Origin of the sequence: Pseudomonas sp. SbOxS1, from assembly GCF_013416725.1 — a bacterium.
In the GTDB taxonomy this organism is placed as follows: Bacteria; Pseudomonadota; Gammaproteobacteria; order Pseudomonadales; family Pseudomonadaceae; genus Aquipseudomonas.
This window is the reverse complement of record NZ_JAAVXC010000032.1, coordinates 1-25,446: the sequence shown is the minus strand read 5'-3', so window position 1 is coordinate 25,446 and position 25,446 is coordinate 1. Positions and strand designations below refer to the sequence as shown.

The following is a 25,446-nucleotide window of genomic DNA, read 5'->3' as shown; positions in this document are numbered from 1 at the left end:
GGAGACACACATGCAATGGGAAGTCGTGATCGGGCTGGAGATTCACACCCAGCTCACCACCCGGTCGAAAATCTTTTCCGGTAGTTCCACCACCTTCGGTTCCGAGCCGAACACCCAGGCCAGCCTCGTAGACCTGGGCATGCCCGGCGTACTACCGGTGCTGAACCAGGAAGCGGTGCGCATGGCGGTGATGTTCGGCCTGGCGATTGACGCCGAGATCGGCCAGCACAACGTGTTCGCCCGTAAAAACTACTTCTACCCGGACCTGCCCAAGGGCTACCAGATCAGCCAGATGGAATTGCCGATCGTCGGCAAGGGCCACCTGGATATCGCCCTGGAAGACGGCACGGTCAAACGCGTCGGCATCACCCGTGCGCACCTGGAAGAAGACGCCGGCAAGAGCCTGCACGAAGAATTCAGCGGCGCCAGCGGCATCGACCTGAACCGTGCCGGCACGCCGTTGCTCGAAATCGTTTCCGAGCCGGACATGCGCAGCGCCAAGGAAGCCGTGGCTTACGTCAAGGCGATCCACGCGCTGGTGCGTTACTTGGGCATCTGTGACGGCAACATGGCCGAAGGTTCGCTGCGTTGCGACTGCAACGTTTCGATCCGTCCAAAGGGCCAGGTCGAGTTCGGTACGCGCTGCGAGATCAAGAACGTCAACTCGTTCCGCTTCATCGAGAAGGCGATCAACAGCGAAATCCAGCGTCAGATCGAATTGATCGAAGACGGCGGCAAGGTGATCCAGCAGACCCGCCTGTACGATCCGAACAAGGACGAGACCCGTCCGATGCGCAGCAAGGAGGAAGCCAACGACTACCGTTACTTCCCCGATCCGGACCTGCTGCCTGTCGTGATCGAAAACTCGTTCCTCGACGACGTGCGCGCCACCCTGCCGGAACTGCCACCGCAGAAACGCGAGCGCTTCCAGGCGCAGTTCGGCCTGTCGGTCTATGACGCCAGCGTGCTGGCCACCAGCCGCGAGCAAGCCGATTACTTCGAGAAAGTCGCAAGCATCGGCGGCGACGCCAAGCTGGCGGCGAACTGGGTGATGGTCGAGTTGGGCAGCCTGCTCAACAAGCAAGGCCTGGACATCGAGCAGTCGCCGGTTTCCGCAGAGCTTCTGGGCGGCATGCTGCTGCGCATCAAGGACAACACCATCTCCGGCAAGATCGCCAAGGTGGTGTTCGAAGCCATGGCCAACGGCGAAGGCAGCGCGGACGAGATCATCGACAAGCGCGGCCTCAAGCAAGTGACCGACACCGGTGCGATCTCGGCGGTGCTGGACGAAATGCTCGCGGCCAATGCCGAGCAGGTCGAGCAATACCGCGCGGCAGACGAAGCCAAGCGCGGCAAGATGTTCGGCTTCTTCGTCGGCCAGGCCATGAAAGCCTCCAAAGGCAAGGCCAACCCGCAACAGGTCAACGAACTGCTGAAAAGCAAGCTCGAAGGCTGACCGGAATGGAGCCAGCTCTAAAATCTGGCTCCATTTCCCTGTGGGAGTGAGCCTGCTCGCGATGGCGGTTCGGCACTCAACGATGAGTTGACGGTCAGAACGCTATCGCGAGCAGGCTCGCTCCTACAATTTGTTTCGGGAAACCTTGAATGAAGCGTCTACTTGGACTTTGCGCCCTGCTCTCCCTGCTGGCCGGCTGCGCCAGCACCGACACCGTCGACCCGCACGGCTACGACAAAACCGGCGTTGCCTCCTATTACGGCGCCAAACACCAAGGTAAACGCACCGCCAGTGGCGAGCGTTTCAACAAGAATTCCATGACCGCCGCCCATCGCCAGCTACCCTTCGGTACACGGGTGAAGGTCACCAACCTGAACAACGACAGATCCTGCGTGGTGCGCATCAATGACCGCGGCCCGCACACCCGTGGCCGCCTGATCGACCTGTCCCATGAAGCCGCCGAACGGCTGGGCATGCTCAAGAGCGGCACCGCGCGGGTTCGCGTGCAAGCCCTCGACTGACCGACGGAGCCCCGACCATTTTCGGACTAGCCGATTTACCCCTGATCAGCGTGATCGAATTGCTCAGCGGGCTGGTGCTGCTGATTGCCGGCGCCGAACTGATGGTACGCGCTGCCGTGCGCCTGGCAGCCCGCCTGCATGTACGCCCACTGATCATCGGCCTGACCATCGTCGCCCTCGGCAGCAGCGCACCGCAAATGGCGGTCAGCCTGCAAGCCACCCTGGCGCACAACGCCGACATTGCCGTCGGCAGCGTGATCGGCAGCAGCATTTTCAACATCCTCGTCACGCTCGGATTGTCGGCGCTGATCATCCCGTTGCGGGTGTCACGGCAACTGGTGCGCCTGGATATTCCCCTGATGATCGGCGCGAGCCTGCTGGTGTTCGTACTGGCGTGGAACGAGGACCTGACCCGTGTCGACGGCGTGATATTGCTGTCGGCGCTGCTGCTGTACCTGGCTTTGCTGTTACGCCAATCGCGGCATTCGGTGCGCCCGGTATCGAGTCATGACCACACAGGGCAAGCACCGTGGATCAGCAGCCTGCTGATGATCGTCACCGGCCTGGCAATGCTGGTGTACGCCGGGCATCTGCTGCTGGGTGCAGCGGTATCGGTCGCCACAGACCTCGGGCTGTCAGAACGCATCATCGGCCTGACCATCGTCGCCGTCAGCACGTCCCTGCCGGAGCTCGCCACCTCGCTGATCGCGGCGCTGCGCGGTGAACGCGAGATCGCCGTGGGCAACGTGATCGGCAGCAACCTGTTCAACCTCCTGGGTGTGCTGGGCTTGACCGCACTGGTCGCGCCAGCGCCGCTGTCGGTATCGCCTAACGCCCTGGATTTCGACTTGCCGGTGATGCTTGGCGTCGCCGCGCTGTGCCTGCCGGTGTTCTATTCCGGTTACCGCGTGACCCGCGCCGAAGGCCTGCTGTTTCTGGGCTTGTACCTGGCCTACGGCCTGCACGTGGTGTCGTTCACCACCGGCATGCCGCTGGCCAGCAAGCTTGAACACCTGATGCTGTTTTTCGTCCTGCCAGCGCTAATGGCGTTCCTGTTGTTCACGTCATTGCGCGCCTGGCGTCGCCAACACCATAAGAGGGAATCGCCATGACCGAGAACAAGAAATCCGGCGTTGAAGTACGTCGCCAAGTGATGGGCGACACCTTCGTCGACCGCGCACTGGGCAACGCTACCGAGTTCACCCAGCCGCTGCAGGACTTCGTCAACGAACACGCCTGGGGCGGGGTCTGGAATCGCGAAGGCCTGCCGTTGAAAACCCGCAGCCTGATCACGCTCGCAGCACTGACGGCGCTCAAATGCCCGCAGGAATTGAAAGGCCACGTGCGCGGCGCGCTGAACAACGGCTGTACCGTGGAGGAGATCCGCGAAGCCCTGCTGCATTGCGCGGTGTATGCCGGGGTGCCGGCGGCGATCGATGCGTTTCGCGCGGCGCAGGAAGTGATCGACAGCTATCAGAAGCCGGAGTGAACACTTCTCTTGGTAACCCTCGTGGCTAATCAGTTCGCCCACATATTTCGACAATAAAAGGCGCCCTGCCAAACCTGTTCCCGCAAGCCTCTTTTCGACACACAGCGCCGACCAAAAACCAGATGGGGAATGGTCGGTGCAGCTCGCTGCGCCCAGGACTCGAGCCTTTCCCTGCATCACAAGGAAGGCTCCCATGGGAATGAACACCAGGTTCGTATTGTCGATATTGATGTTGTCCAGTCTGCTCGTCAGCAGCTCGATTCATGCCTCTGCCCAAGCGTGTTTCGAAGCCAGCGGTCAGGACTTCAGCGAAGTGCTCGCTTGTTACAAGAAAGCCGAGGACGCCAACCCGCTGCTTTACACCGCCAAGGCGAGCACGATATTTCCCGGCGTGGAAAAACGCAGTTTCGAATTGTCTTCCCAGCAATGGTCGCCACAGGCTTTGGTCAGCCCGGCACCGTGGAAACACACGGTTGACATCTACATTCCGGACAACGCCCTGCACAGCCAGGCCCTGCTGTTGGCCAACAACGGAACCGCCAACGCCGGGCCAACCAATGCCAACGAACCCACTGACTTCACCGAAACCATGGCGCTTGAAGTGGCGGGCAAGACACGCACGATTGTCATTTCAGTCAGCAACGTTCCGAACCAGTACCTGACCTATGCCGACGACGGCATTGCGCGCACTGAAGACGCCAGCGTCGCCCACAGCTGGAAACTCTTTCTCGACGACCCATACCAGCGCCCGTTCATGTCGGTGCGCCTGCCCATGGTGGTGTCGATGGTCAAGGCCATGGACCTTGCGCAAAAGGAACTGCAACCCTGGGGGATAGACCGCTTCATTGCCAGCGGCGCATCGAAACGTGGCTGGACCGTTTGGCTGACAGCCATTGCCGACGAGAGGGTCAAGGCCATCGTGCCATTTGTCATCGACGTGCTGGGCACGGATAACGTCCTTGAACATACCTATCAAAGCTACGGCAAGAACTGGCCACTGGCATTTTTTGACTATCATCACGAAGGCATCACCCAGCGGATAAAAACTGAAAACTTCTCCCGCCTGATGCAAATCGAAGACCCGCTGAACTACCTGCAGACCCGCTATGCCGAGCGCCTGGCGATCCCGAAATACATCGTCAACGCCAGCAGCGACGATTTCTTCCTGCCAGACAATGCGCGATTTTTCTTCGACCGGCTTCCAGGTCCGAAAGCTTTGCGAGTCGCGCCCAATGCCAGTCACTACGGCATCAAACGGTTCATCGAGAACTCGCTGATACCTGTCATCAATCGCTGGCAACAGGATAAGCCCTTGCCGGTCATTTCATTGCGCCCGGATCAGCAACCACAAAAGATTGGACTGCAGTTTTCCGAAGCACCGGTACGGGTGATACAGTGGACGGCGATCAATCCGCACGCCCGGGACTTTCGGCAGCCCTGTGGCATCCAGTTCGAACCGCAAGAGCTGAGCCTCACCGCCCCCCTCGACGGTGTCATGCAGATCGACACTCCAGAAAATGGCTGGAAAGCGACCTTTGTCGAAGCGATCTTTGCCGATGGCTTCGTCGTGACGACCCCGGTGCAGGTCATGCCGATGCGCTATCCGAGCCAGGCGCCTCCGGTCATCGAGCCGGCGTGCAAAACTCTGCCCGACCTGGCCAGCCGCTAGATCCACCCACCCCACTGCAACAAAAAGATTCCGATGTTGGTGGTGACCGCCGCCATCAACGTGGTGATCACGATGATCGCCGCCGCCAGTTCATGATTGCCATCCGCTGCCCGGGCCATGACGAAACTGGCGGCTGCGGTCGGGCTGCCGAAGTACAGGAACAGAATCCCCAGCTCCGCACCGCGAAAGCCCCAGAGCCACGCACCCAGGGTCGCCAGAATGGGCAGGCCAAGCATTTTCACCAGGCTTGAACTGAGCGCCATCGAGCCACTTTTTCGCATCGCCGCCAGCGACAGCGTGCCGCCTATGCAGATCAACGCCAACGGCAAGGTGGTTTGCGCCAGATACTGGCCGGACGTCTCCAGCCATCCCGGCAAGCCGATCTTGAAGTAAGCAAAGGGCGCCGCTGCAATCACACTGATGATCAGCGGGTTGCTGAACACGCTTTTGCAAATGCTCCACGGGTCGGACTTGATCACCGGGCTGTACACCGCCAGCACAATGGTCGAGAGCGTGTTGTAGAACAGGATCACCAGCGCCGCCAGAATCGCCCCGAGGGAGATCCCGTAGTCGCCGTACATGCTCGCGGCCAGCGCCAGGCCGATAACGCCGTTGTTACCGCGAAACGCACCCTGGGTGTAGATCCCCCGGTCTTCGCGTGGGCACCTGAAGATCGCCCAGCCCCAGGCAATGGCAAAGCACACCAGGGTCGCGAGGGAGAAGTAGATCAGCAGCGCCGGTTGCAACGCGGCGTGCAAGTCGGCATGCAGGATGCCCAGGAACAGCAGCGCCGGCATGGTGACGTTGAACACCAGGGATGACGCGGTGTGGATGAAGTTGTCGTTGATCCAGTCGATGCGCTTGAGCAACACCCCCAGAAACAGCATGGCGAACACCGGGGCGGTGATGTTCAGGGTTTCGAGGAAAATTGCCAGCATGCCGGGGAGGACCTTGAGGTGGGCGTCGTTAGGGGGCTAATGATAAGCCACTGAGGACTCCGGCGTCTGGAAGACCGTCATCGCGGGCAAGCCTCGCTCCTACAGGTCCGTGTCGTGCGCAAAAATGTGCACGGCACGGATTTGTAGGAGCGAGGCTTGCCCGCGAAGAACGATAACGCGGTCTCAGGTAATCGGCGCCGGATTGAACAGGGTGATGTCGTTATGCAGCTTGTGCCGCTCCGCCCAGGTCTGTTTTTTGCCGCTGGCCACATCCAGGTAGTAGTGGAACAACTCCCAGCCCAGCTCCTCGATGGACGCCCGCCCGGTAGCAATGCGCCCGGCGTCGATGTCGATCAGGTCCGGCCAGCGCTGCGCCAGTTCGGTCCGGGTCGATACCTTCACCACCGGCGCCATGGCCAGCCCGTAAGGCGTGCCGCGGCCGGTGGTGAAAACGTGCAGGTTCATCCCCGCCGCCAACTGCAGTGTCCCGCAGACAAAGTCACTGGCCGGGGTGGCGCAGAAGATCAGGCCTTTTTCCTTGAATCGCTCGCCAGGGCCGAGCACGCCGGTGATAGCGCTGCTACCGGACTTGACGATCGAGCCCAGGGACTTCTCGACAATGTTCGACAAACCGCCCTTCTTGTTGCCCGGCGTGGTGTTGGCGCTGCGATCCGCCTCGCCCTTGGCCAGGTAACGGTCGTACCAGTCCATTTCCCGCACCAGTTCCTGGGCAACCTCTTTGGTTTGCGCACGGGAGGTCAGCAGGTAGATCGCATCGCGCACTTCGGTGACTTCGGAGAACATCACCGTCGCACCTGCACGCAACAACAGGTCCGAGGCATAGCCTAGGGCCGGGTTGGCGGTGATCCCGGAAAACGCATCGCTGCCGCCACACTGCATGCCCAGGATCAGCTCGGACGCCGGCACGGTTTCCCGACGGCGTTGATCGAGCTTCTTCAAACGGGTTTCAGCCAGTTCCATGATCTGCTCGATCATCTCGGTAAAACCGTGACTGGAATCCTGCAGGCGATACAGCCACGGCTCGCTCAGGTCCACCGAGGCATCGCCTTCGTGCATCACCTGCCCGGCCTGCAATTTCTCGCAGCCCAGGCTGATCACCAGCGCCTCGCCGCCCAGGTTCGGGTTGCGCGCCAGGTTGCGCACCGTGCGAATCGGGATATAGGCGTCGGTGGCGGTGATCGCCACACCACAGCCGTAGCTGTGGGTCAGTGCCACCACGTCATCGACGTGCGGGTACTTGGGCAGCAGTTCGTCCTTGATGCGCTTGACCGCATGATCCAGCACACCGGTCACGCATTGCACCGTGGTGGTGATCCCGAGAATGTTGCGCGTGCCCACCGTACCATCGGCGTTGCGATAACCCTCGAAGGTATAGCCTTGCAGCGGTGCCTGTGCGGCCGGCACTTCGGTGGACAGCGGCAAGCTGTCCAGCGGTGGCGCAGTCGGCATGCGCAGTTGATCTTCCTTGACCCAACTGCCACGCGGAATTGGCTGCAGGGCGTAGCCAATGACCTGCCCGTAACGAATCACCTGGCCACCCTCGGGAATATCTTCCAGGGTGACCTTGTGGCTCTGTGGCACGAAGTCGACGGTAACCAGGCCATCGGAAAACTCGGTACCGGCCGGTACCCCCTGGTCATTGACCACGATCACCACGTTGTCCCGCTCGTGCAGGCGGATGTAGCGCGGCGAATCGGAATGTTCAATCAACTGCATGACGCCGCTCCTCAGGAATGCGCTTGAGACAATTTACCGGATGCTTCAGGGCCGTTTACCGGCGGCTCCTTGAGCACCACACGCTTGATCGGACCGACGATCACCAGATAGCTGAACACCGCGACCAGTGCGTTGCAACCGACAAACACCAGCGCCCATTTGAACGAACCGGTGGAACTGATGATGTAGCCGATGACGATCGGCGTAGTGATCGACGCCAGGTTGCCGAAGGTATTGAACAGCCCACCGCTGAGACCGGCGATCTGCTTCGGTGAAGTATCGGACACCACCGCCCAACCCAATGCCCCCACGCCTTTGCCGAAGAACGCCAGGGCCATGAAGCCCACGACCATCCATTCGACGTCCACGTAGTTGCAGGCCACGATGCTGCTGGACACCAGCAGGCCAGCGATGATCGGCGCCTTGCGGGCGAAGGTCAGGGAATGGCCCTTGCGCAGCAGGTAATCGGAAATCACCCCGCCAAGCACGCCACCGATGAAGCCGCAGATCGCCGGCAACGAGGCGATGAAACCGGCCTTGAGGATGGTCATGCCGCGCTCTTGAACCAGGTACACCGGGAACCAGGTCAGGAAGAAGTAGGTGATGCCGTTGATGCAGTACTGACCGAGGTACACGCCCAACATCATGCGGTTGGTCAGCAACTGGCGGATGTAGTCCCACTTCGGACCGTCGACCTTTTTGCCTTTGCCCTTGTCCTGGTCCATGTCGACCATGCCGCCGTTGTCGGCGATGTGCTTGAACTCGGCGTCGTTGATCATCGGGTGTTGGCGTGGGCTGTGGATAACCTTCAGCCAGATGCCCGAGAAGATGATGCCAATCACGCCCATGACGATGAACACGTGCTGCCAGCCGAAGCTGTAGACGATCCAGCCCATCAGCGGTGCGAACAACACGGTGGCAAAGTATTGCGCCGAGTTGAAGATCGCCGAAGCGGTGCCCCGTTCAGCGGTCGGGAACCAGGCCGCGACGATGCGTGCGTTGCCGGGAAAGGACGGCGCTTCGGCCAGGCCGACCAAAAAGCGCAGCATGAACAGCGCAACCACCGCCGTGGACATGCCGAACTCGCCGACATAACCCTGCAACACGGTGAACAGCGACCAGGTGAAGATGCTCAGCGCATAGATTTTTTTCGAACCGAAACGGTCCAGCAGCCAACCACCGGGAATTTGCCCGGCCACGTAGGCCCAACCGAATGCAGAGAAGATGTAGCCAAGGGTAACCGCGTCAATGCCGAGGTCTTTTTGCAAGCTGGAGCCGGCGATGGCGATGGTGGCGCGGTCGGCGTAGTTGATCGTGGTCACCAGAAACAGCATGAGCAGGATCAAATAGCGGACGTGAGTCGGCTTCTTGGTCGATTGCATGTAGATGTACTCCCACTGATTATTTTTATGCGCGGGTGAATCTTTGTTTCCCCTGTAGGAGCGAGCCTGCTCGCGATGGTGGTCAACGATGACGCGGGGCATCAGGTTTACCGCCGCGTCCTTGCGACCATCGCGAGCAGGCTCGCTCCTACAGGGGGTGTTGCGTCAGGAGCCGATGTAGCTGGTCTTCACGACCGTGTAGAACTCTTGCGCATAGCGACCTTGCTCACGTGATCCATAGGATGAACCTTTACGCCCACCGAACGGAACGTGGTAATCCACACCGGCGGTCGGCAGGTTGACCATCACCATCCCGGCCTGGGAGTGGCGCTTGAAGTGATTGGCGTACTTCAACGACGTAGTGGCGATGCCCGCCGACAGACCGAACTCGGTGTCGTTGGCCATGGCCAGTGCAGCGTCGTAATCGGCCACGCGCACGATGTTGGCCACCGGGCCGAAGATCTCTTCGCGGCTGATGCGCATTGAGGCTTCGCTGTCGGCAAACAGGGTTGGCGCGAGGAAGTAGCCCTCGGTGTCACAGGTCACCAGACCACCGCCGCTGACCAGGCGCGCACCTTCGGACTGGCCGATGTCGATGTACTTCATGTCCTGTTCAAGTTGAGCTTGCGAGACCACCGGACCGATGTCGGTACCGGCTTTCAACGCGTGGCCGACCTTGATCGACTTCATGCGCTCGGCCATGGCTTCGACGAATTTGTCGTGAATCCCGGCGGTGACGATAAAGCGGCTCGATGCCGTGCAACGCTGGCCGGTGGAGTAGAACGCGCTCTGCACCGACAGCTCGACCGCTTGCTTGAGGTCGGCGTCGTCGAGAATGATCTGCGGATTCTTGCCGCCCATTTCCAACTGCACCTTGGCCTGGCGCGACACGCAACTGACGGCGATCTGACGACCGACGCCCACGGAACCGGTGAAGCTGATGCCGTCGACTTTCGGGCTGTTGACCAGCGCATCGCCAACCACACGACCACTGCCCATCACCAGGTTGAACACACCGGCCGGGAAGCCTGCGCGGGAGATAATTTCCGCCAGTGCCCAGGCGCAACCCGGTACCAGATCAGCTGGTTTCAATACGACGCAGTTGCCGTAGGCCAGGGCCGGAGCGATTTTCCAGGCAGGGATCGCGATCGGGAAGTTCCAAGGAGTGATCAGGCCGACCACACCCAGGGCTTCGCGGGTGACTTCAACATTGACGCCCGGACGCACCGACGGCAGGTAGTCACCGGACAGGCGCAGGCATTCACCGGCGAAGAACTTGAAGATGTTGCCGGCGCGGGTCACTTCGCCGATGGCTTCGGGCAGGGTCTTGCCCTCTTCCCGGGCCAGCAGGGTGCCGAGTTCTTCGCGACGGGCGAGGATCTCGGTACCGACTTTATCCAGGGAATCGTGACGGGCCTGAATGCCCGAAACCGACCATGCCGGGAATGCGGCGCGGGCGGCGTCGATGGCGGCATGGACCTGCGTCAGGTCAGCCTTGGCGTAGTCGCCAATGGCGTCGCTCAGTTCGGACGGGTTGATGTTGACCGAGTAATCGGCACCGGCGACCCATTCACCGTTGATGTAGTTGTCGTAGCGCTTTGTCACGAGTCGTTCTCCTCACGCAAAAAGCCGCTGATTGCTCAGCGGCTCCGGTTTGATCGTTGTTATTGCGCACCCTGCTTGTCGATCAGCGCGGCGAGCATTTCGTACTCTTCGCCGGTCAGGTCGGTCAGCGGCGCACGCACAGGGCCCGCGTCATAACCGGCGATTTTTGCCCCGGCCTTGACGATGCTCACCGCGTAGCCGGCTTTGCGGTTACGGATGTCCAGGTACGGCAGGAAGAAGTCGTCGATGATCTTGCCGACGGTGGCGTGATCTTCACGAGCAATGGCGTGGTAGAAGTCCATCGCGGTTTTCGGGATGAAGTTGAACACCGCGGAGGAGTAGACCGGTACGCCCAGGGCCTTGTAGGCCGCGGCGTAGACTTCGGCGGTCGGCAGGCCACCCAGGTAGCTGAAGCGATCACCGAGGCGGCGACGGATCGACACCATCAACTCGATATCACCCAGGCCATCCTTGTAGCCGATCAGGTTCGGGCAGCGCTCGGCCAGACGTTCCAGCAGCGGCGCGTTAAGGCGGCAGACGTTACGGTTGTAGACCACCACGCCGATGTTGACCGATTTGCACACGGCTTCAACGTGGGCGGCAACGCCGTCCTGGCTGGCTTCGGTCAGGTAGTGCGGCAGCAGCAACAGGCCTTTGGCGCCCAGACGCTCGGCTTCCTGTGCGTATTCGATGGCCTGGCGGGTGGAACCACCGACACCGGCGAGAATGGGCACGCTGGTGGCGCAAGTGTCGACGGCCGTCTTGATGATTTCCGAATATTCGCTGGCCGCCAGAGAGAAGAACTCACCGGTGCCGCCTGCGGCGAACAGAGCCGAGGCGCCGTATGGGGCCAGCCATTCCAGACGCTTGATGTAGCCAGCGCGGTTGAAATCGCCCTGGGCATTGAAATCGGTGACCGGGAAAGACAGCAGACCGGAAGAGAGGATGGACTTCAGTTCTTGTGGATTCATTATTCGAACACCCTGGGTAGCGACGTTGTGTGAGAAAACCGTTCAGCCTGCGCTGAGGTTGTAGGTCATCGTACAACTTAAAATACAACCGTCAACTGCATTTCATCGTCAGGGGTGAAAATTGTTCGACAAGATAGGGTGACGCCCCGTGTTTGCAGGGCCTACATGATGGGAGGATGAGGCAAGATTACGCGATCAACGGTTTGATAGAGATACGTTGTCGGAGGATTCAACGACGATCGGCGGAGCGCCTGGAGGATGCGTGCAATGACTACAGGCCCCTTCGCGAGCAGGCTCGCTCCCACAATGGCTCATCTGCGGCCACACATATTGTGAGCCGCCACGTTCAACTGTGGGAGCGAGCCTGCTCGCGAAGACGGTCTGACAGGCAATGGATTACCTGACCCGGAATCTACCCCCGCTGCGCCTCAGCCTCTTCATGGGCATGGCGCAACCGCTCGCGGCTATTGGTCAGGTGCAAACGCATGGCCGCACGCGCCGCGTCGGAGTCCTGGCGGGCGATGGCGTCGTAGATCTCTTCGTGCTCGCGGCTCAGGCGATTCATGTAGTGCTGCTGATCGTCATGGGCCAGTCGTGCGGAGTTGAGGCGGGTACGCGGGATGATGCTGGTGCCCAGGTGGGTCATGATGTCGGTGAAGTAGCGGTTGCCGGTCGCCAGGGCAATCTGCAGGTGGAACTGGAAGTCCGATGCCACGGCATCGCTGGCGTGAGAAACGCTTTCATTGAGGGCATCCAGCGCCGCGCGCATCAGCGCCAACTGCTCGGGGCTGCGACGTTGCGCGGCGAGGCCGGCGGACTCAACTTCCAGGCTGATGCGCAGTTCAAGGATGGCCAGCACGTCACGCAGGGTGACCACGGTCGCCGGATCGATGCGAAAGCCACTCGGGCTCGGGGTATCGAGCACGAAGGTGCCGATGCCGTGGCGGGTTTCCACCTGCCCGGCCGCCTGCAATCGGGAAATCGCCTCGCGCACCACCGTGCGGCTGACGCCATGGGCATCCATGATCGCCGACTCGGTGGGCAACTTGTCGCCACGCTTGAGGTGACCGTCGCGGATCTGCTCTGACAGCACCGTCACCAGTTCCTGAGCGAGGCTACGGCGCTTGCGAGGGAGGCGTGGTGCGTCGTTCGGGTTTTCCATGGTGAACATCTGTCTCGAAAAAATCGGCTGAAAACGCATCATAGCTCAACGCGGTTGTACGATCACCACCACCTCGCCTCTGTAGGAGCGAGGCTTGCCCGCGAAAGCCGTTACACGGTGTCTATTTAAGGTCGCGTTATCGTTCTTCGCGGGCAAGCCTCGCTCCTACAGAGAACGGTGGTGATCAGGCAGTCACAGTCTGGTCCACCAAATGGCCGCTCTCGATACGAATGTGCCGCGGATGGAAACGCTTGAGGCTGCTGCGATGCCCGACGCTGACAATGCTCAGGCCCGGCAACTCATCGATCAGTGCCTGATACAGCGACGCCTCATCCTCTTCATCCATCGCCGAAGTCGCTTCGTCCATGTACAGCCATTGCGGGGCATAAAGCAGCGCGCGGGCAAAGGCCAGGCGTTGTTGCTCACCCGGCGACAACATGCGCTGCCAGTGATTGGCTTCATCGAGGCGCGCCACCAGGTGCGGCAAACGACAGGTTTCCAGAACGTGCACGTAGCGCTCGTTCGGATACGTATCACCGGCCTGTGGATAACTCAGCGCTTCACGCAGGGTACCGATTGGCAAGTACGGTTTTTGCGGCAGGAACAGATAACGCGCCGTCGGCAGGCGGATGCTGCCATGCCCCGTCGGCCACAAGTGCCCCATTGCCCGCAGCAGGGTCGACTTGCCACTGCCGGAACGACCGCTGAGCATGACGCGCTCGCCCTCTTGCACGGTCATGTCGCCACTGGTCAACAGGTGGCGACCGTCAGCCAGGTCGAGGCCCAGGTTGTGCACCTTCAAGGCTGAGCCCGAGTTCTGCACGTCGATGGCCGGCGCACGTTGCTCGTTGTCTGTCATGGCCTGACGGAAACTGAGCAGGCGATCGCAGGTGGCGCGCCATGAAGCGAGGCTCTGGTACGCGGTGATAAACCAGCTGAAGCTGTCCTGGACATTGCCGAACGCCGAACTGATCTGCATCAGCTCGCCCAGTTCGATCTTGCCGGCCAGGTAACGCGGCGCGGCGACCATGAAGGGGAAGATGATGGCCGCCTGCTCGTAACCGGAGGTGAAGAAGGTCAGGCGCTTGGACACTTTCATGATGTCCCAGAAGTTGTGCCAGACCATCGAGAAACGATGGGTCAAGCGGCGGTTCTCATTGGGCTCGCCGTTGTACAGCGCAATGCTTTCGGCATTCTCACGAACCCGCACCATGGAGAAACGCAGGTCGGCTTCGAAGCGTTGTTGCCGATTGTTCAGGCCGATCAAGCGACGACCGATCAAATGCGTCAGCCAGCTGCCCACCACTGCGTAGACCAGCACGCACCAGAACATGTAGCCGGGAATGGTCACCCCGAACACCTCAATGCTTCCCGACACCCCCCAGAGGATGATGGAGAACGACACCAGGCTGACGATATTGCGCAGCAGGCCAACGCCCAGGCTCAAGGTGTCGGACGTGAAATTGTTGAGGTCTTCGGAAATGCGCTGGTCCGGGTTATCGGTATAACCGCCCTGCTCCAGCTGGTAGTAATTCTTGTTGCCCAGCCAACGGGCGAAATGCTTTTCGGTGAGCCACGCCCGCCAGCGAATCGTCAGCATCTGCGTCAGGTAGAGCCGGTACACTGCACCGACAATCGCCACTGCGGCAATCGCGCAGAAATACAGGATCAGCCGCCAAAAAGCCTCCTCGTCCTTTTGCTGCAGGGCGTTGTAGAAATCCTTGTACCAGGTGTTGAACCACACCGAGATCCCCACGCTCATCAGCGACAGCGCAATCACGGCGATCAGCAATGTCCAGGCCTTGGCCTTTTCTTCGCTCTGCCAATAAGGCGTGACCATCGCCCAGACTTTTCGGAAAAACTGCCCGCGCACAGCATCATTGACCGCGGAATATTCAGCGTTCTGATTCATGGATAAGGCTCGATAAAGAAAAGTACATGCACGAACCGATCATAGATGATCGGTTCGGTTTGTCGCGAGGAGCGGCCGGCATTCGTTCAGCGCAGGTTCAGCGACGAACGGGGCGCTTCTGCAGTTTGCGCTGCAGCGTGCGGCGGTGCATGCCCAGGGCGCGGGCAGTGGCGGAGATGTTGCCTTCGTGCTCGGTCAACACGCGCTGGATGTGTTCCCACTGCAGGCGGTCCACGGACATCGGGTTTTCCGGTACCAGGCTGTCGAGGTCAGCGTGTTCGGACAACAGCGCGGCCAGCACGTCGTCGGCGTCGGCCGGCTTGCACAGGTAGTTGCAGGCGCCGCGCTTGATCGCCTCCACGGCGGTGGCAATGCTCGAATAACCGGTGAGGATCACCACGCGCATTTCCGGGTCCATTTCCAGCAACTTGGGCAGCAACACCAGGCCCGAATCGCCATCCATTTTCAGGTCCAGCGCGGCATAGTCCGGCAGATCGGCCTGGGCGATGGTCAGGCCCTCTTCGGCGGAACCGGCGGTGCTGACGCGAAAGCCGCGGCGGGCCATGGCGCGGGCCATCACCCGGGTAAAGGTCGCGTCATCGTCGACCAGCAGCAAATGCGGCAGTTCTTCGCCTTCGACTTGGATTTCGTCACTCATGTTGGTCTCCTCGGGCGCCGTGGGGCAGGCGCAGCTCAGTGAGCGTGCCGCCTTCCTCATGACTATAGAGTTTCACTGAGCCGCCGGCGCGTGTCACGCTGGCCTTGCTCAAAAACAGGCCCAGGCCGAAACCTTTGCCCTTGGTGGTAAAAAACGGCTTGCCGATCTGCTCGGCAATGGCCAGCGGCACACCGGCACCGTGGTCGCGGATGCTGATGGTCAGGTCCTCGGCATTCCAGTCCAGGGTCACTTGCAGCCCTTCGGGGCAGGCATCCGCTGCGTTGTTGAGCAAATTGAGCAGCGCCTGGGTCAGGTCCGGCGGCGGCGCCATGCGCGGCACCGTGCCCTGGCCCAGGCGCTGGAAGCGATAACTGGCTTCCGGGCGCATCAGGTGCCAGCGATTGAGTGCTTCGTCGAGCCAGTCGGTGACGTCCTGCATCTGCACCGCCAGCCGGCGATTGGCCTCTGCCGCCCGAACAAGTTGTTGCAAGGTCTCCTTGCACAGCTTGACCTGGTCCTGCAGCACCTTCAGGTCATCCTGCAGCATCGGGTCAGGATGATCCTGTTGCATCTCCTTGAGCAACACGCTCATGGTTGCCAGCGGCGTGCCCAGCTCATGGGCGGCGCCCGCCGCCTGGGTGGCGACGGCCAGCAGTTGCTGGTCCCGCAGGCCTTCTTCCCGGCGAATGGCCCGCAACTCTTCCTGGCGACGCAGCTCCTCGGCCATGCGCGCGGCGAAGAACGTGATCACCGCCGCCGCCAGGGCGAAGCTCAACCACATCCCGTACACCTGCAGGTTTTCCCGGGCGATCGGGAAGGTTTGCAGCGGGTAGAAGCGCGCCAGCAGCAAGGTATACATGGCCAGGGCGATGCCCGATAGAATCACCGAGTAACGCCATGGCAGAGTCACTGCCGCGATGGTCAGCGGTACCAGGTAATAAGAGACGAACGGGTTGGTCGACCCCCCCGAGAAATACAGTAACGCACTGTGGATAAACAGGTCGCAGGCCAGTTGCACCGCGTATTCGAGCTCGGTGACCGGCCAGCTGGTGCGCAGCCGAATGGCCGTGAAGGCACACAGCAGCATCGAGCAGCCGAGGGTCGCGGCCAGTTGGAACCATGGCAACGGCAACAGTTCGAGCCAGTAGGCCAGGCCTACGGAACCGGCTTGGGCGGCCAGGACCAAAGTGCGGATGAACGTCAACCGCCAGAGATTCTGGCGCGTGGCGGAAGTGATTTGGACGGGGGCGAGCATGAGCTCTCCTGATGAGCGCTCCAGGCGGATCGCCGGGAGTATAACCAAGCACGGGGGCTGGCAGGCGAAAGTGCGGCAAACGGCCACAGCCCTGAATGACATCGAGCTCTTCGTGGCGAGGGGATTTATCCCCGTTGGGTGGCGAAGCCGCCCCATTGTTTTGCGACTGCTACGCAGCCGAACGGGGCGGTGCGACGTTTCGCTAAATCCCCTCGCCACAGGGTCACCTGCCATCCATCTGTATAGAAGTTGTAACTGTGCGAACCGGATCATCAAAGCTAGAGTCTGATGGTTTCACGCAGGCCCGGACCATCAACCTGCGCACCCACTTAGGAGCCTTCATGCACACATTCCGCCGCAGCGCCGCCCTCCTCGCCCTGAGTGCTGGCACCCTCGCCGCCTTCCCGGCCCTGGCCGCCGACGAACTGCATTACAACCAGATTTCCCTGCGCGCCGAAGTCAGCCAGGAAGTGGCGCGCGACCTGATGATCGTGACCCTCTACACCGAAGAACAGAATACCGACCCGGCCAAACTCGCCGCGGACGTCAGCACCACCATGAACAAGGCCCTGGCCCAGGCCAAGCAGGTCAAGGACGTCACCCTGCGCCAGGGCAGTCGCAACAGCTACCCGATCTACGACGCCAAGGGCCAGAAAATCACCGGCTGGCGCGAGCGTGCCGAACTGCGCCTGGAAAGCCCGGACTTCGCCGCGCTGTCGAAGCTGACCGGCGAACTGCTCACCGACCTGAAAATGGGCGGCATGGATTTCGCCATCGCCACGCCAACCCGCAAGGCCAGCGAAGACGCCTTGCTCAAAGAGGCCGTGACTGCCTTCAAGGCCCGCGCCCAACTGGCCACCGATGCCCTGGGCGGCAAGGGTTACAAAATCGTCAATCTGAACTTCAACAGCAACGGTTACCCGCAACCGTACATGCGCGGGCCGATGATGATGAAAGCCGCCAGCATGGACGCCGCTCCGGTGACGCCGGAAGTGGAAGCCGGCACCAGCCAGGTCAGCATGACGGCCGATGGATCGATTGAAGTGCTGATGCCTTGATTCGATAACCTCTGAACAAAAAAGGCGATCACCAAGGTGATCGCCTTTTTTTATCCCTGTAGGAGCTGCCGCAGGCTGCGATCTTTTGATCCTGATCTATGCTCTCAGGACATTTCGAGGGCTATCGAAAAGATCGCAGTCTGTGAGCGCTCCTACAGGGAAAACCTACAGGCCGGAATGAAAAGTTGCACCTTGTACTACTCGCACCCCGCGACCAATACCAGTGCAACGATAAGCACTCCCATTCACCCCCACACACCCGTCAAGGACGGGGTATAAATAGGTAACACCACGCCCCACTCACGGGCAACCCAAGGCTTTAGCGCACCATAAAAGTGCGCCAGTTGCACTACAAAAACACCGCGCAAACGGTCAAATGCGTCAAGTTTTATACAAATGCGACATTAAGGTACGTTCGTGCCACTGTTTAACGCTTGTAGTCGCTCTGGATCTTGCATTGGGTATGGCCCCTGCATAAGTATCCGCAGGCACGACTCACGAGGTCGTCCTCAAAATCAAAAAATGACAACAAATCATGAGGCCACCATGCTTAAACAAGCGGTCATTCCGTTTTTATTAGGTGCCAGCTTGCTAGCTAGCGCACCGTTCGCCCAAGCTGCGACTAACCTGGTGTTCTGCTCCGAAGGGAGCCCGGCCGGTTTCGATCCAGGTCAATACACCACCGGAACCGACTTCGACGCCTCTGCCGAAACCATGTTCAACCGCCTGACCCAGTTCGAGCGCGGCGGCACCGCCGTAATTCCTGGCCTGGCGACCAGCTGGGACGTCTCCGATGACGGCCTGACCTACACCTTCCACCTGCGCGACGGTGTCAAGTTCCACACCACCCCGTATTTCAAGCCGACTCGTGAGTTCAACGCCGACGACGTGCTGTTCACCTTTAATCGCATGATTAACAAGGATGACCCGTTCCGCAAAGCGTACCCAACCGAATTCCCGTACTTCACCGACATGGGGATGGATACCAACATCACCAAGATCGATAAAGTCGACGACAAAACCGTCAAGTTCACTCTCAAAGACGTTGACGCCGCGTTCATCCAGAACATGGCCATGAGCTTCGCCTCGATCCAGTCCGCCGAATACGCAGCCCAGCTGCTGAAGGAAGGCAAGGCTGCCGACATCAACCAGAAGCCGGTCGGCACCGGTCCGTTCGTGTTCAAGAGCTACCAGAAAGACTCCAACATCCGCTACACCGGGAACAAGGACTACTGGAAGCCGGACGACGTCAAGATCGACAACCTGATCTTCGCCATCACCACCGACCCGTCGGTACGTATCCAGAAGCTGAAGAAGAACGAGTGCCAGGTCACCCTTTTCCCTCGTCCGGCCGACCTGAAAGCGCTGCGCGAAGACAAGACCCTGAAACTGCCTGACCAGGCCGGTTTCAACCTGGGCTACATCGCCTACAACGTGATGGACAAGGTCAAGGGCAGCAACGAGCCAAACCCGTTGGCGCAACTGAAAGTGCGCCAGGCACTGGACATGGCGGTCAACAAGCAACAGATCATCGACTCCGTGTACCAGGGCGCTGGCCAACTGGCCGTCAACGCCATGCCGCCGACCCAGTGGTCCTACGACACCACCATCAAGGATGCGCCGTACAACCCTGAGAAAGCCAAGGAGCTGCTCAAGGAAGCCGGTGTGAAAGAAGGCACCGAAATCGTTCTCTGGGCCATGCCGGTACAGCGTCCGTATAACCCGAACGCCAAGCTGATGGCAGAAATGCTGCAGTCCGACTGGGCGAAAGTCGGTCTCAAGGTCAAGATCCAGAGCTACGAGTGGGGCGAGTACATCAAGCGCTCCAAAGGCGGCGAGAACCAGGCGATGCTGATTGGCTGGAGCGGTGACAATGGTGATCCCGACAACTGGCTGAACGTGCTGTTCGGCTGCGACTCGCTGGAAGGCAACAACTTCTCGAAATGGTGCTACAAGCCGTTTGACGACATCGTCAAGCAAGCCAAGCGCACTTCGGATCAAGGCAAGCGCACCGAACTGTACAAGCAGGCGCAACACATCCTTAAAGATCAGACGCCAATGACACCTATCGCTCACTCGACGGTGTTCCAACCCATGCGCGCCAATGTGCAGGACTTCAAGATCAGCCCGTTTGGCTTGAACTCCTTCTACGGCGTCAGCGTCAGCAAATAAGGTTGGGTAACGGCGACGTTCATGACGTCGCCGTTACTTTGCCTACCGAGAACGCAGGAAATTACCTACATCCAAATCGCCCGCTGACTACAGCAGAGCGCTAGGACGCGTCGTCTTTTCCCACGAGTCTTTCGGACTTTTCGTATTTACTGCCAGGCCCACGGTACATACCGTCGGGTATCTGACCAGCGAATGCGTGGGTCCTCGGTTTTTTTTTGCTGCACGCCATGGCTGGAAACCAGTGAAGCCTCCTCCGTCTGCGCACGGGACGAAGGCTCATTGACACAACACTGAACAAGAGAGAGCGTCATGCGCCATACCTTGGTTTTATCCGCATTGCTGGGCACCGGCCTGCTGGCCGCCACGTCCATGAGCCAGGCTGCCTCCAACAGCCTGGTGTTCTGCTCCGAAGGCAGCCCCGCCGGCTTCGACACCGCGCAGTACACCACCGCGACCGATAACGACGCCGCCGAACCGCTGTACAACCGCCTGGCAGAGTTTGAAAAAGGCTCGACCAATGTCGTACCTGGTCTGGCCACTAGCTGGGATATTTCCGAGGACGGCCTCACATACACCTTTCACCTGCGCCCGGGCGTGAAGTTTCATACAACCAAGTACTTCACTCCGACTCGCGACTTCAACGCCGATGACGTGCTGTTCACGTTCAATCGCATGCTCGACCCGCAACAACCTTTCCGTAAGGCTTACCCGACCGAATTCCCGTATTTCAACGGGATGAGCCTGAACAAGAACATCGCCAAGGTCGAAAAGACCGGGCCGCTGACCGTGGTCATGACGCTCAACAGCGTCGACGCCGCGTTCATCCAGAACATCGCCATGAGCTTCGCCGCGATCCTCTCCGCCGAGTACGCCGACAAGCTGCTGGCCGAAGGCAAGCCGAGCGACATCAACCAGAAGCCGATCGGCACCGGGCCGTTCGTGTTCAAGAGCTACCAGAAAGACTCGAACATCCGTTACACCGGCAACAAGCATTACTGGGACCCGAGCCGGGTCAAGCTCGACAACCTGATTTTCGCCATCAACACCGACGCCTCGGTGCGTGTGCAGAAGCTCAAGGCCAATGAATGCCAGATCACCTTGCACCCGCGCCCCGCCGACGTGACCGCGCTGAAGAACGATCCCGCGCTGCAGTTGATCGAAAAGCCCGGTTTCAACCTGGGCTACATCGCCTACAACGTGCGTCACAAGCCATTCGACCAGCTCGAAGTGCGCCAGGCGCTGGACATGGCGGTGAACAAGCAAGGCATTCTCAATGCCGTTTACCAGGGTGCGGGGCAACTGGCCGTCAACGCCATGCCGCCGACCCAATGGTCCTACGATGAGACGATCAAGGACGCCGCCTACAACCCGGAAAAAGCCAAGGAACTGCTCAAGGCTGCCGGCGTGAAGGAAGGCACCGAAATCACCCTGTGGGCCATGCCCGTACAGCGCCCCTACAACCCCAACGCCAAGTTGATGGCCGAAATGCTCCAGGCTGACTGGGCGAAGATCGGCCTCAAGGTCAAGATCGTCAGCTACGAATGGGGCGAGTACATCAAGCGCACCAAGAATGGCGAGCACGACATCAGCCTGATCGGCTGGACCGGTGACAACGGTGACCCGGACAACTGGCTCGGCACGCTGTACAGCTGCGACGCCATCGGTGGCAACAACTACTCCATGTGGTGTGATCCGGCCTACGACAAGCTGATCAAGCAGGCCAAGGTCGTGACCGACCGCGACCAGCGCACCGTGCTCTACAAACAGGCGCAGCAGTACCTCAAGCAGCAGGTACCGATCACGCCGGTCGCCCACTCGACGGTCAACCAGCCGTTGAGCGCCAAAATCGAAGGGTTCAAGGTCAGTCCTTTCGGTCGCAACGTTTTCTCGGGTGTCAGCATCGAAAAATAAAACCGTGTAGCTGAAAACGCTGGGGGCGCAATGCGCCCTCACGCAAGCGTATTGCCGTAATTCGCCAATCCGGCATCCAGCAAACGTTTGCGATGCGTGAAAGAGTTCCAAAGCAAATAGCCGAACCACCAAAAAAGGCCGGCATTAATAATAGAAAGTAAGGAGCTTCACCCATGAAACTGAGCAGCACCGCGATACTGGCCCTGGCCATCAGCAGCATCACCGCCACGGCGTATGCTGAAACCCAGAGCCAGGCGTACACCCCGGTGACCGTGAATGAAAAAAGCGCCCAGAGCGAAGCCACCGGTTTCCTCGAAGGCCAGTCGATCAGCGGCACGACCCGTAACTGGTACGCCAATGAACAACTGAAACGTGGTGCCAATTTCGCCTACAAGAAAGACGGCGTCTCGACCCCGACTGACCGTCGTATCAACTGGGTCCAGGGCACCATCATCAAGTACAACTCGGGCTTCACCGAAGGCACTGTCGGTGTCAGCACTGAAGTGGCGGCCTACAACGCCATCGCCCTGGACCAGGACCGCAAGGACCTGGCGTCCAACAACGGCGGCGCACCGGGCACTCGTCCAGGCGCGGGCAACAACCGTACCCTGACCGAAGAAGGCGGCGACGCCGTTGGCCAGTGGAGCAAACTGGGCCTGGCCAACGTCAAGGCGCGTATTTCCAACACCACCCTGACCGCCGGTCGTCAGAACTTCAGCAGCCCGATGGTCGACGTCATCGGTAACCGTGCGCTGCCTTCGAGCTTCCAGGGTGTGGCGATCCACAGCGAAGAGCTGAACAACCTGGCGTTCGACCTGGCCACCTTCGACCGCAACTCACCGCGTACCGAACAAAGCCAGCGTAAATTCCGTACCGAATACGCCAACGGCATCGTTGAATCCGATCACGTCTACACCGGCGGTATCACCTACACCCCCTTCGCCAGCCTGACCACCAGCCTCTGGGCCACCCAGGCCGAAGACATCTGGAACCAGTACTACTTCGGCGCCACCCACGTACTGGGCGACAGCCAGGTACTGAGCCTGACCACCGGCCTGAACTACTACAAGACCCAGGAAGAAGGCAAAGCGCTGATCGGCGACATCGACAACGACACCTACTCCCTGTCGTTCGGCCTGACCCACCAGGCCCACAGCCTGACCTTCTCGTACCAGGAAGTGAACGGTAACGAGTACTTCGACTACCTGCACGAAACCAACGGCATCTACCTGGCCAACTCCCTGCTGTCGGACTTCAACGGCCCGAACGAGAAATCGTTCCAGGTTGCCTACGGCCTGAACATGGCCGAATACGGCGTACCCGGCCTGAAGTTCAACATCTACCAGGCGCGCGGCTGGGGCATCGACGGTACTCACTACACCGGCAACAAAGGCGTGGCCGACAAAGGCTACGACGGTATCCAGTCGCAAGACGGCGAACACCATTACGAATACGGCATCGGTGCCACCTACGCTATCCAGAGCGGCCCGTTCAAGGCCACCACTGTTCGCGGGACCTACACCGCCCACCGCGCCAGCGAAAACCAGGCTGACGGCAGCATCAACGAGTTCCGTCTCGTGACCACTGTTCCGTTCAACATTCTGTAATGCACCCGCCCCACGGTTGATCCAGCGATGAATCAACCGTGGGGCTTTTGTCCTTCAACCGATTGCAGAGGGTTCTTGATGAAAATGCTTCCCCTACGTGCGGCCATCGCGGCCGCCTTGCTGACTGTCGCGGTGGGTGTATCGGCCAAGCCGCTGGTGGTCTGCACCGAAAACAGCCCCGAAGGCTTCGACATGGTCCAGTACACGACTGCAGTCACAGCCGATGCGGTGGCCGAAACCATCTTCAATCGCCTGGCGGACTTCAAGCCCGGCACCACTGATGTGATTCCGGCACTGGCCGAATCCTGGGACATCAGCGAAGACGGTCTGACGTACACGTTCCACCTGCGCAAAGGCGTCAAGTTTCACACCACCGAATACTTCAAGCCGACCCGCGACATGAATGCCGACGACGTGGTCTGGAGCTTCCAGCGCCAGCTGGACCCGAACCACCCATGGCACAAACTGTCGAGCGTGGGCTTCCCGTACTTTGAAAGCATGGGCTTCAAGGAACTGCTGAAAAACGTCGAAAAAGTCGACAACAATACGGTCAAGTTCACCTTGACCCGCCGCGAAGCGCCGTTCCTGGCCGATATCGCCATGGCGTTCTCCTCGATCTACTCCGCCGAATACGCCGACCAACTGCTCAAGGCTGGCAAGACTGGCGAACTGAACAACAAGCCGATCGGCACCGGCCCATTCGTCTTCCAGCGTTACAACAAGGACGCCCAGGTTCGCTTCAAGGCCAACCCGGACTATTTCCGTGGCAAGCCGCCGGCTGACTCGCTGATCCTGGCCATCGCCACCGACAACAACGTGCGCCTGCAGAAGCTCAAGGCCAACGAATGCCAGGTCGCGCTGTACCCGAAACCGGACGACATCCCGAGCATCAAGAAAGACACCAAGCTGAAGGTCGATGAACTGAACGCGATGACCGTCGCGTACATCGCCATCAACACCCAGCACAAATACCTGAGTGACGTGCGCGTACGTAAAGCCATCGACATCGCCTTCGACAAGGAAGCGGCCGTCAACGCGCTGTTCGGCAAAGGCAATGCGACCGCGGCGGTCAACCCGTTCCCGGACACCCTGCTGGGCTACAACCACGACATGAAGAACCCTGCCCGCGACCTGGACAAGGCCCGTGCCCTGCTCAAGGAAGCCGGCGTACCGGAAGGCACCGTGTTCACCCTGTTCACCCGTAACGGCGGGGGTGCGACCAACCCCAACCCGATGCTCGGCGCGCAGATGATGCAGGCCGACCTGGCCAAGGTCGGGATCAAGATCGACATCCGCGTGATGGAGTGGGGCGAAATGCTCAAACGCGCAAAAAACGGCGAGCACGACATGGTTTCCGCCGGATGGGCGGGCGATAACGGCGACCCGGATAACTTCCTGACGCCTATGCTCAGTTGCGAGGCGGCGAAGAACGGCGAAAACTACGCACGCTGGTGCAATGAAAAATTCCAGGCCCTGATCGACCAGGCCCGGGAAAAAACCGACCCGGCTGAACGTGCAGCACTGTACGAACAAGCTCAGGTTATCTTTAACCAGGACCAGCCATGGATCAGCCTGGCGCACACTAGAATGTTCACCGCAATGCGCAACAACGTAGAGGGCTATCAAATTAGCCCCCTCACCACTAATAACTTCGCCACCACCCAGGTGAAGTAGATAAGAAACTCCCGGCATACCTGACCCAGGCATGCCGGGCACGCCTAACCGGCTGATGAGGTACACCTTACGATGTTTAGTTTTATTGCCCGCCGACTGGGGTTACTGATCCCCACGTTCTTCGGCATCACCTTGCTGACGTTCGCGTTGATTCGCATGATCCCTGGCGACCCCGTGGAAGTCATGATGGGCGAACGCAGAGTCGACCCGGAAATGCACGCTCAGGCAATGGAACGCCTTGGTCTGAACAAACCCCTGTATGCCCAGTA

The 25,446-nt window shown here is 60.1% G+C and carries 19 protein-coding genes and 1 pseudogene; 11 read left to right on the top strand and 9 right to left on the bottom strand.

Annotated features, from left to right (window positions below; all coding sequences use genetic code 11):
* The first annotated feature begins 10 nt into the window (after positions 1 to 10).
* The 5 genes from gatB to HFK74_RS24195 all read left to right on the top strand — a co-directional run bounded on the left by gatB (position 11) and on the right by HFK74_RS24195 (position 5,135).
* The gene (gatB, locus tag HFK74_RS24215; protein ID WP_180205687.1) at positions 11 to 1,456 is read left to right on the top strand and encodes an Asp-tRNA(Asn)/Glu-tRNA(Gln) amidotransferase subunit GatB; all 1,446 of its coding nucleotides are present in this window, start codon (positions 11 to 13) and stop codon (positions 1,454 to 1,456) included.
* Positions 1,457 to 1,605: 149 nt separating this feature from the next.
* Positions 1,606 to 1,977, top strand: coding sequence for a septal ring lytic transglycosylase RlpA family protein (locus tag HFK74_RS24210; RefSeq protein WP_180205686.1), 372 nt, complete (start codon positions 1,606 to 1,608; stop codon positions 1,975 to 1,977).
* Positions 1,978 to 2,027: 50 nt separating this feature from the next.
* Positions 2,028 to 3,089, top strand: coding sequence for a calcium/sodium antiporter (locus HFK74_RS24205; protein WP_180205685.1), 1,062 nt, complete (start codon positions 2,028 to 2,030; stop codon positions 3,087 to 3,089).
* On the top strand, positions 3,086 to 3,466 hold the full coding sequence (locus HFK74_RS24200; RefSeq protein WP_180205684.1) for a carboxymuconolactone decarboxylase family protein: 381 nt from the start codon (positions 3,086 to 3,088) through the stop codon (positions 3,464 to 3,466). The genes HFK74_RS24205 and HFK74_RS24200 overlap by 4 nt, the downstream gene beginning before the upstream one ends.
* 193 nt (positions 3,467 to 3,659) lie before the next feature.
* Complete coding sequence (locus tag HFK74_RS24195) at positions 3,660 to 5,135, top strand: PhoPQ-activated pathogenicity-related family protein (RefSeq protein ID WP_180205683.1); 1,476 nt, start codon at positions 3,660 to 3,662, stop codon at positions 5,133 to 5,135.
* Here the strand turns inward: HFK74_RS24195 and HFK74_RS24190 are convergent.
* The 9 genes from HFK74_RS24190 to HFK74_RS24150 all read right to left on the bottom strand — a co-directional run bounded on the left by HFK74_RS24190 (position 5,132) and on the right by HFK74_RS24150 (position 16,755).
* A complete protein-coding gene (locus tag HFK74_RS24190) occupies positions 5,132 to 6,073 on the bottom strand; it encodes an AEC family transporter (protein WP_180205682.1) in 942 nt (313 codons plus the stop codon). The genes HFK74_RS24195 and HFK74_RS24190 overlap by 4 nt on opposite strands.
* A gap of 183 nt (positions 6,074 to 6,256) precedes the next feature.
* Positions 6,257 to 7,810: a galactarate dehydratase gene (gene garD, locus HFK74_RS24185; protein ID WP_180205681.1), complete on the bottom strand. Its 1,554-nt coding sequence runs from the start codon at positions 7,808 to 7,810 to the stop codon at positions 6,257 to 6,259.
* Positions 7,811 to 7,821: 11 nt separating this feature from the next.
* Positions 7,822 to 9,282 carry an MFS transporter gene (locus HFK74_RS24180; RefSeq protein ID WP_368738178.1) on the bottom strand — a complete coding sequence of 487 codons (1,461 nt, stop codon included), beginning with the start codon at positions 9,280 to 9,282 and terminating at the stop codon, positions 7,822 to 7,824.
* A 75-nt stretch (positions 9,283 to 9,357) separates the two neighbouring features.
* A complete protein-coding gene (locus tag HFK74_RS24175) occupies positions 9,358 to 10,797 on the bottom strand; it encodes an aldehyde dehydrogenase family protein (RefSeq protein WP_180205680.1) in 1,440 nt (479 codons plus the stop codon).
* 59 nt (positions 10,798 to 10,856) lie between these two features.
* Complete coding sequence (kdgD, locus tag HFK74_RS24170; protein WP_020796617.1) at positions 10,857 to 11,768, bottom strand: 5-dehydro-4-deoxyglucarate dehydratase; 912 nt, start codon at positions 11,766 to 11,768, stop codon at positions 10,857 to 10,859.
* 412 nt (positions 11,769 to 12,180) lie between these two features.
* Positions 12,181 to 12,930: a FadR/GntR family transcriptional regulator gene (locus tag HFK74_RS24165; RefSeq protein ID WP_175391458.1), complete on the bottom strand. Its 750-nt coding sequence runs from the start codon at positions 12,928 to 12,930 to the stop codon at positions 12,181 to 12,183.
* A gap of 184 nt (positions 12,931 to 13,114) precedes the next feature.
* Positions 13,115 to 14,842, bottom strand: coding sequence for an ABC transporter ATP-binding protein/permease (locus HFK74_RS24160; protein WP_180205679.1), 1,728 nt, complete (start codon positions 14,840 to 14,842; stop codon positions 13,115 to 13,117).
* A gap of 97 nt (positions 14,843 to 14,939) precedes the next feature.
* On the bottom strand, positions 14,940 to 15,500 hold the full coding sequence (locus HFK74_RS24155; RefSeq protein WP_008057484.1) for a response regulator transcription factor: 561 nt from the start codon (positions 15,498 to 15,500) through the stop codon (positions 14,940 to 14,942).
* A complete protein-coding gene (locus HFK74_RS24150) occupies positions 15,493 to 16,755 on the bottom strand; it encodes an ATP-binding protein (RefSeq protein WP_008057482.1) in 1,263 nt (420 codons plus the stop codon). The genes HFK74_RS24155 and HFK74_RS24150 overlap by 8 nt, the downstream gene beginning before the upstream one ends.
* Before the next feature lie 341 nt (positions 16,756 to 17,096).
* On the opposite strand from HFK74_RS24150, the gene HFK74_RS24145 reads away from it, so the two are divergent.
* The 6 genes and pseudogenes from HFK74_RS24145 to HFK74_RS24120 form a co-directional block, all read left to right on the top strand.
* The gene (locus HFK74_RS24145) at positions 17,097 to 17,813 is read left to right on the top strand and encodes an SIMPL domain-containing protein (protein ID WP_180205678.1); all 717 of its coding nucleotides are present in this window, start codon (positions 17,097 to 17,099) and stop codon (positions 17,811 to 17,813) included.
* A 546-nt stretch (positions 17,814 to 18,359) separates the two neighbouring features.
* Positions 18,360 to 19,985 (top strand): ABC transporter substrate-binding protein, encoded by a 1,626-nt coding sequence (locus HFK74_RS24140; protein ID WP_008057474.1) that lies wholly within the window; start codon positions 18,360 to 18,362, stop codon positions 19,983 to 19,985.
* Between the two features lie 309 nt (positions 19,986 to 20,294).
* Positions 20,295 to 21,896, top strand: a complete 1,602-nt coding sequence (locus HFK74_RS24135; protein WP_180205677.1) for an ABC transporter substrate-binding protein — start codon at positions 20,295 to 20,297, stop codon at positions 21,894 to 21,896.
* 173 nt (positions 21,897 to 22,069) lie between these two features.
* Positions 22,070 to 23,503, top strand: a complete 1,434-nt coding sequence (locus HFK74_RS24130; protein WP_180205676.1) for an OprD family porin — start codon at positions 22,070 to 22,072, stop codon at positions 23,501 to 23,503.
* A gap of 78 nt (positions 23,504 to 23,581) precedes the next feature.
* Positions 23,582 to 25,177 (top strand): ABC transporter substrate-binding protein, encoded by a 1,596-nt coding sequence (locus tag HFK74_RS24125; protein WP_180205675.1) that lies wholly within the window; start codon positions 23,582 to 23,584, stop codon positions 25,175 to 25,177.
* A 72-nt stretch (positions 25,178 to 25,249) separates the two neighbouring features.
* Positions 25,250 to 25,446: pseudogene (locus tag HFK74_RS24120) on the top strand (peptide ABC transporter permease); the annotation flags it as partial.

Coding starts and splice junctions, on each gene's coding strand:
- gatB (WP_180205687.1), top strand. CDS start 11: ATGCAATGGGAAGTCGTGATCGGGCTGGAGATTCACACCCAGCTCACC.
- HFK74_RS24210 (WP_180205686.1), top strand. CDS start 1,606: ATGAAGCGTCTACTTGGACTTTGCGCCCTGCTCTCCCTGCTGGCCGGC.
- HFK74_RS24200 (WP_180205684.1), top strand. CDS start 3,086: ATGACCGAGAACAAGAAATCCGGCGTTGAAGTACGTCGCCAAGTGATG.
- HFK74_RS24195 (WP_180205683.1), top strand. CDS start 3,660: ATGGGAATGAACACCAGGTTCGTATTGTCGATATTGATGTTGTCCAGT.
- HFK74_RS24190 (WP_180205682.1), bottom strand. CDS start 6,073: ATGCTGGCAATTTTCCTCGAAACCCTGAACATCACCGCCCCGGTGTTC.
- garD (WP_180205681.1), bottom strand. CDS start 7,810: ATGCAGTTGATTGAACATTCCGATTCGCCGCGCTACATCCGCCTGCAC.
- kdgD (WP_020796617.1), bottom strand. CDS start 11,768: ATGAATCCACAAGAACTGAAGTCCATCCTCTCTTCCGGTCTGCTGTCT.
- HFK74_RS24165 (WP_175391458.1), bottom strand. CDS start 12,930: ATGGAAAACCCGAACGACGCACCACGCCTCCCTCGCAAGCGCCGTAGC.
- HFK74_RS24160 (WP_180205679.1), bottom strand. CDS start 14,842: ATGAATCAGAACGCTGAATATTCCGCGGTCAATGATGCTGTGCGCGGG.
- HFK74_RS24155 (WP_008057484.1), bottom strand. CDS start 15,500: ATGAGTGACGAAATCCAAGTCGAAGGCGAAGAACTGCCGCATTTGCTG.
- HFK74_RS24150 (WP_008057482.1), bottom strand. CDS start 16,755: ATGCTCGCCCCCGTCCAAATCACTTCCGCCACGCGCCAGAATCTCTGG.
- HFK74_RS24145 (WP_180205678.1), top strand. CDS start 17,097: ATGCACACATTCCGCCGCAGCGCCGCCCTCCTCGCCCTGAGTGCTGGC.
- HFK74_RS24140 (WP_008057474.1), top strand. CDS start 18,360: ATGCTTAAACAAGCGGTCATTCCGTTTTTATTAGGTGCCAGCTTGCTA.
- HFK74_RS24135 (WP_180205677.1), top strand. CDS start 20,295: ATGCGCCATACCTTGGTTTTATCCGCATTGCTGGGCACCGGCCTGCTG.
- HFK74_RS24130 (WP_180205676.1), top strand. CDS start 22,070: ATGAAACTGAGCAGCACCGCGATACTGGCCCTGGCCATCAGCAGCATC.
- HFK74_RS24125 (WP_180205675.1), top strand. CDS start 23,582: ATGAAAATGCTTCCCCTACGTGCGGCCATCGCGGCCGCCTTGCTGACT.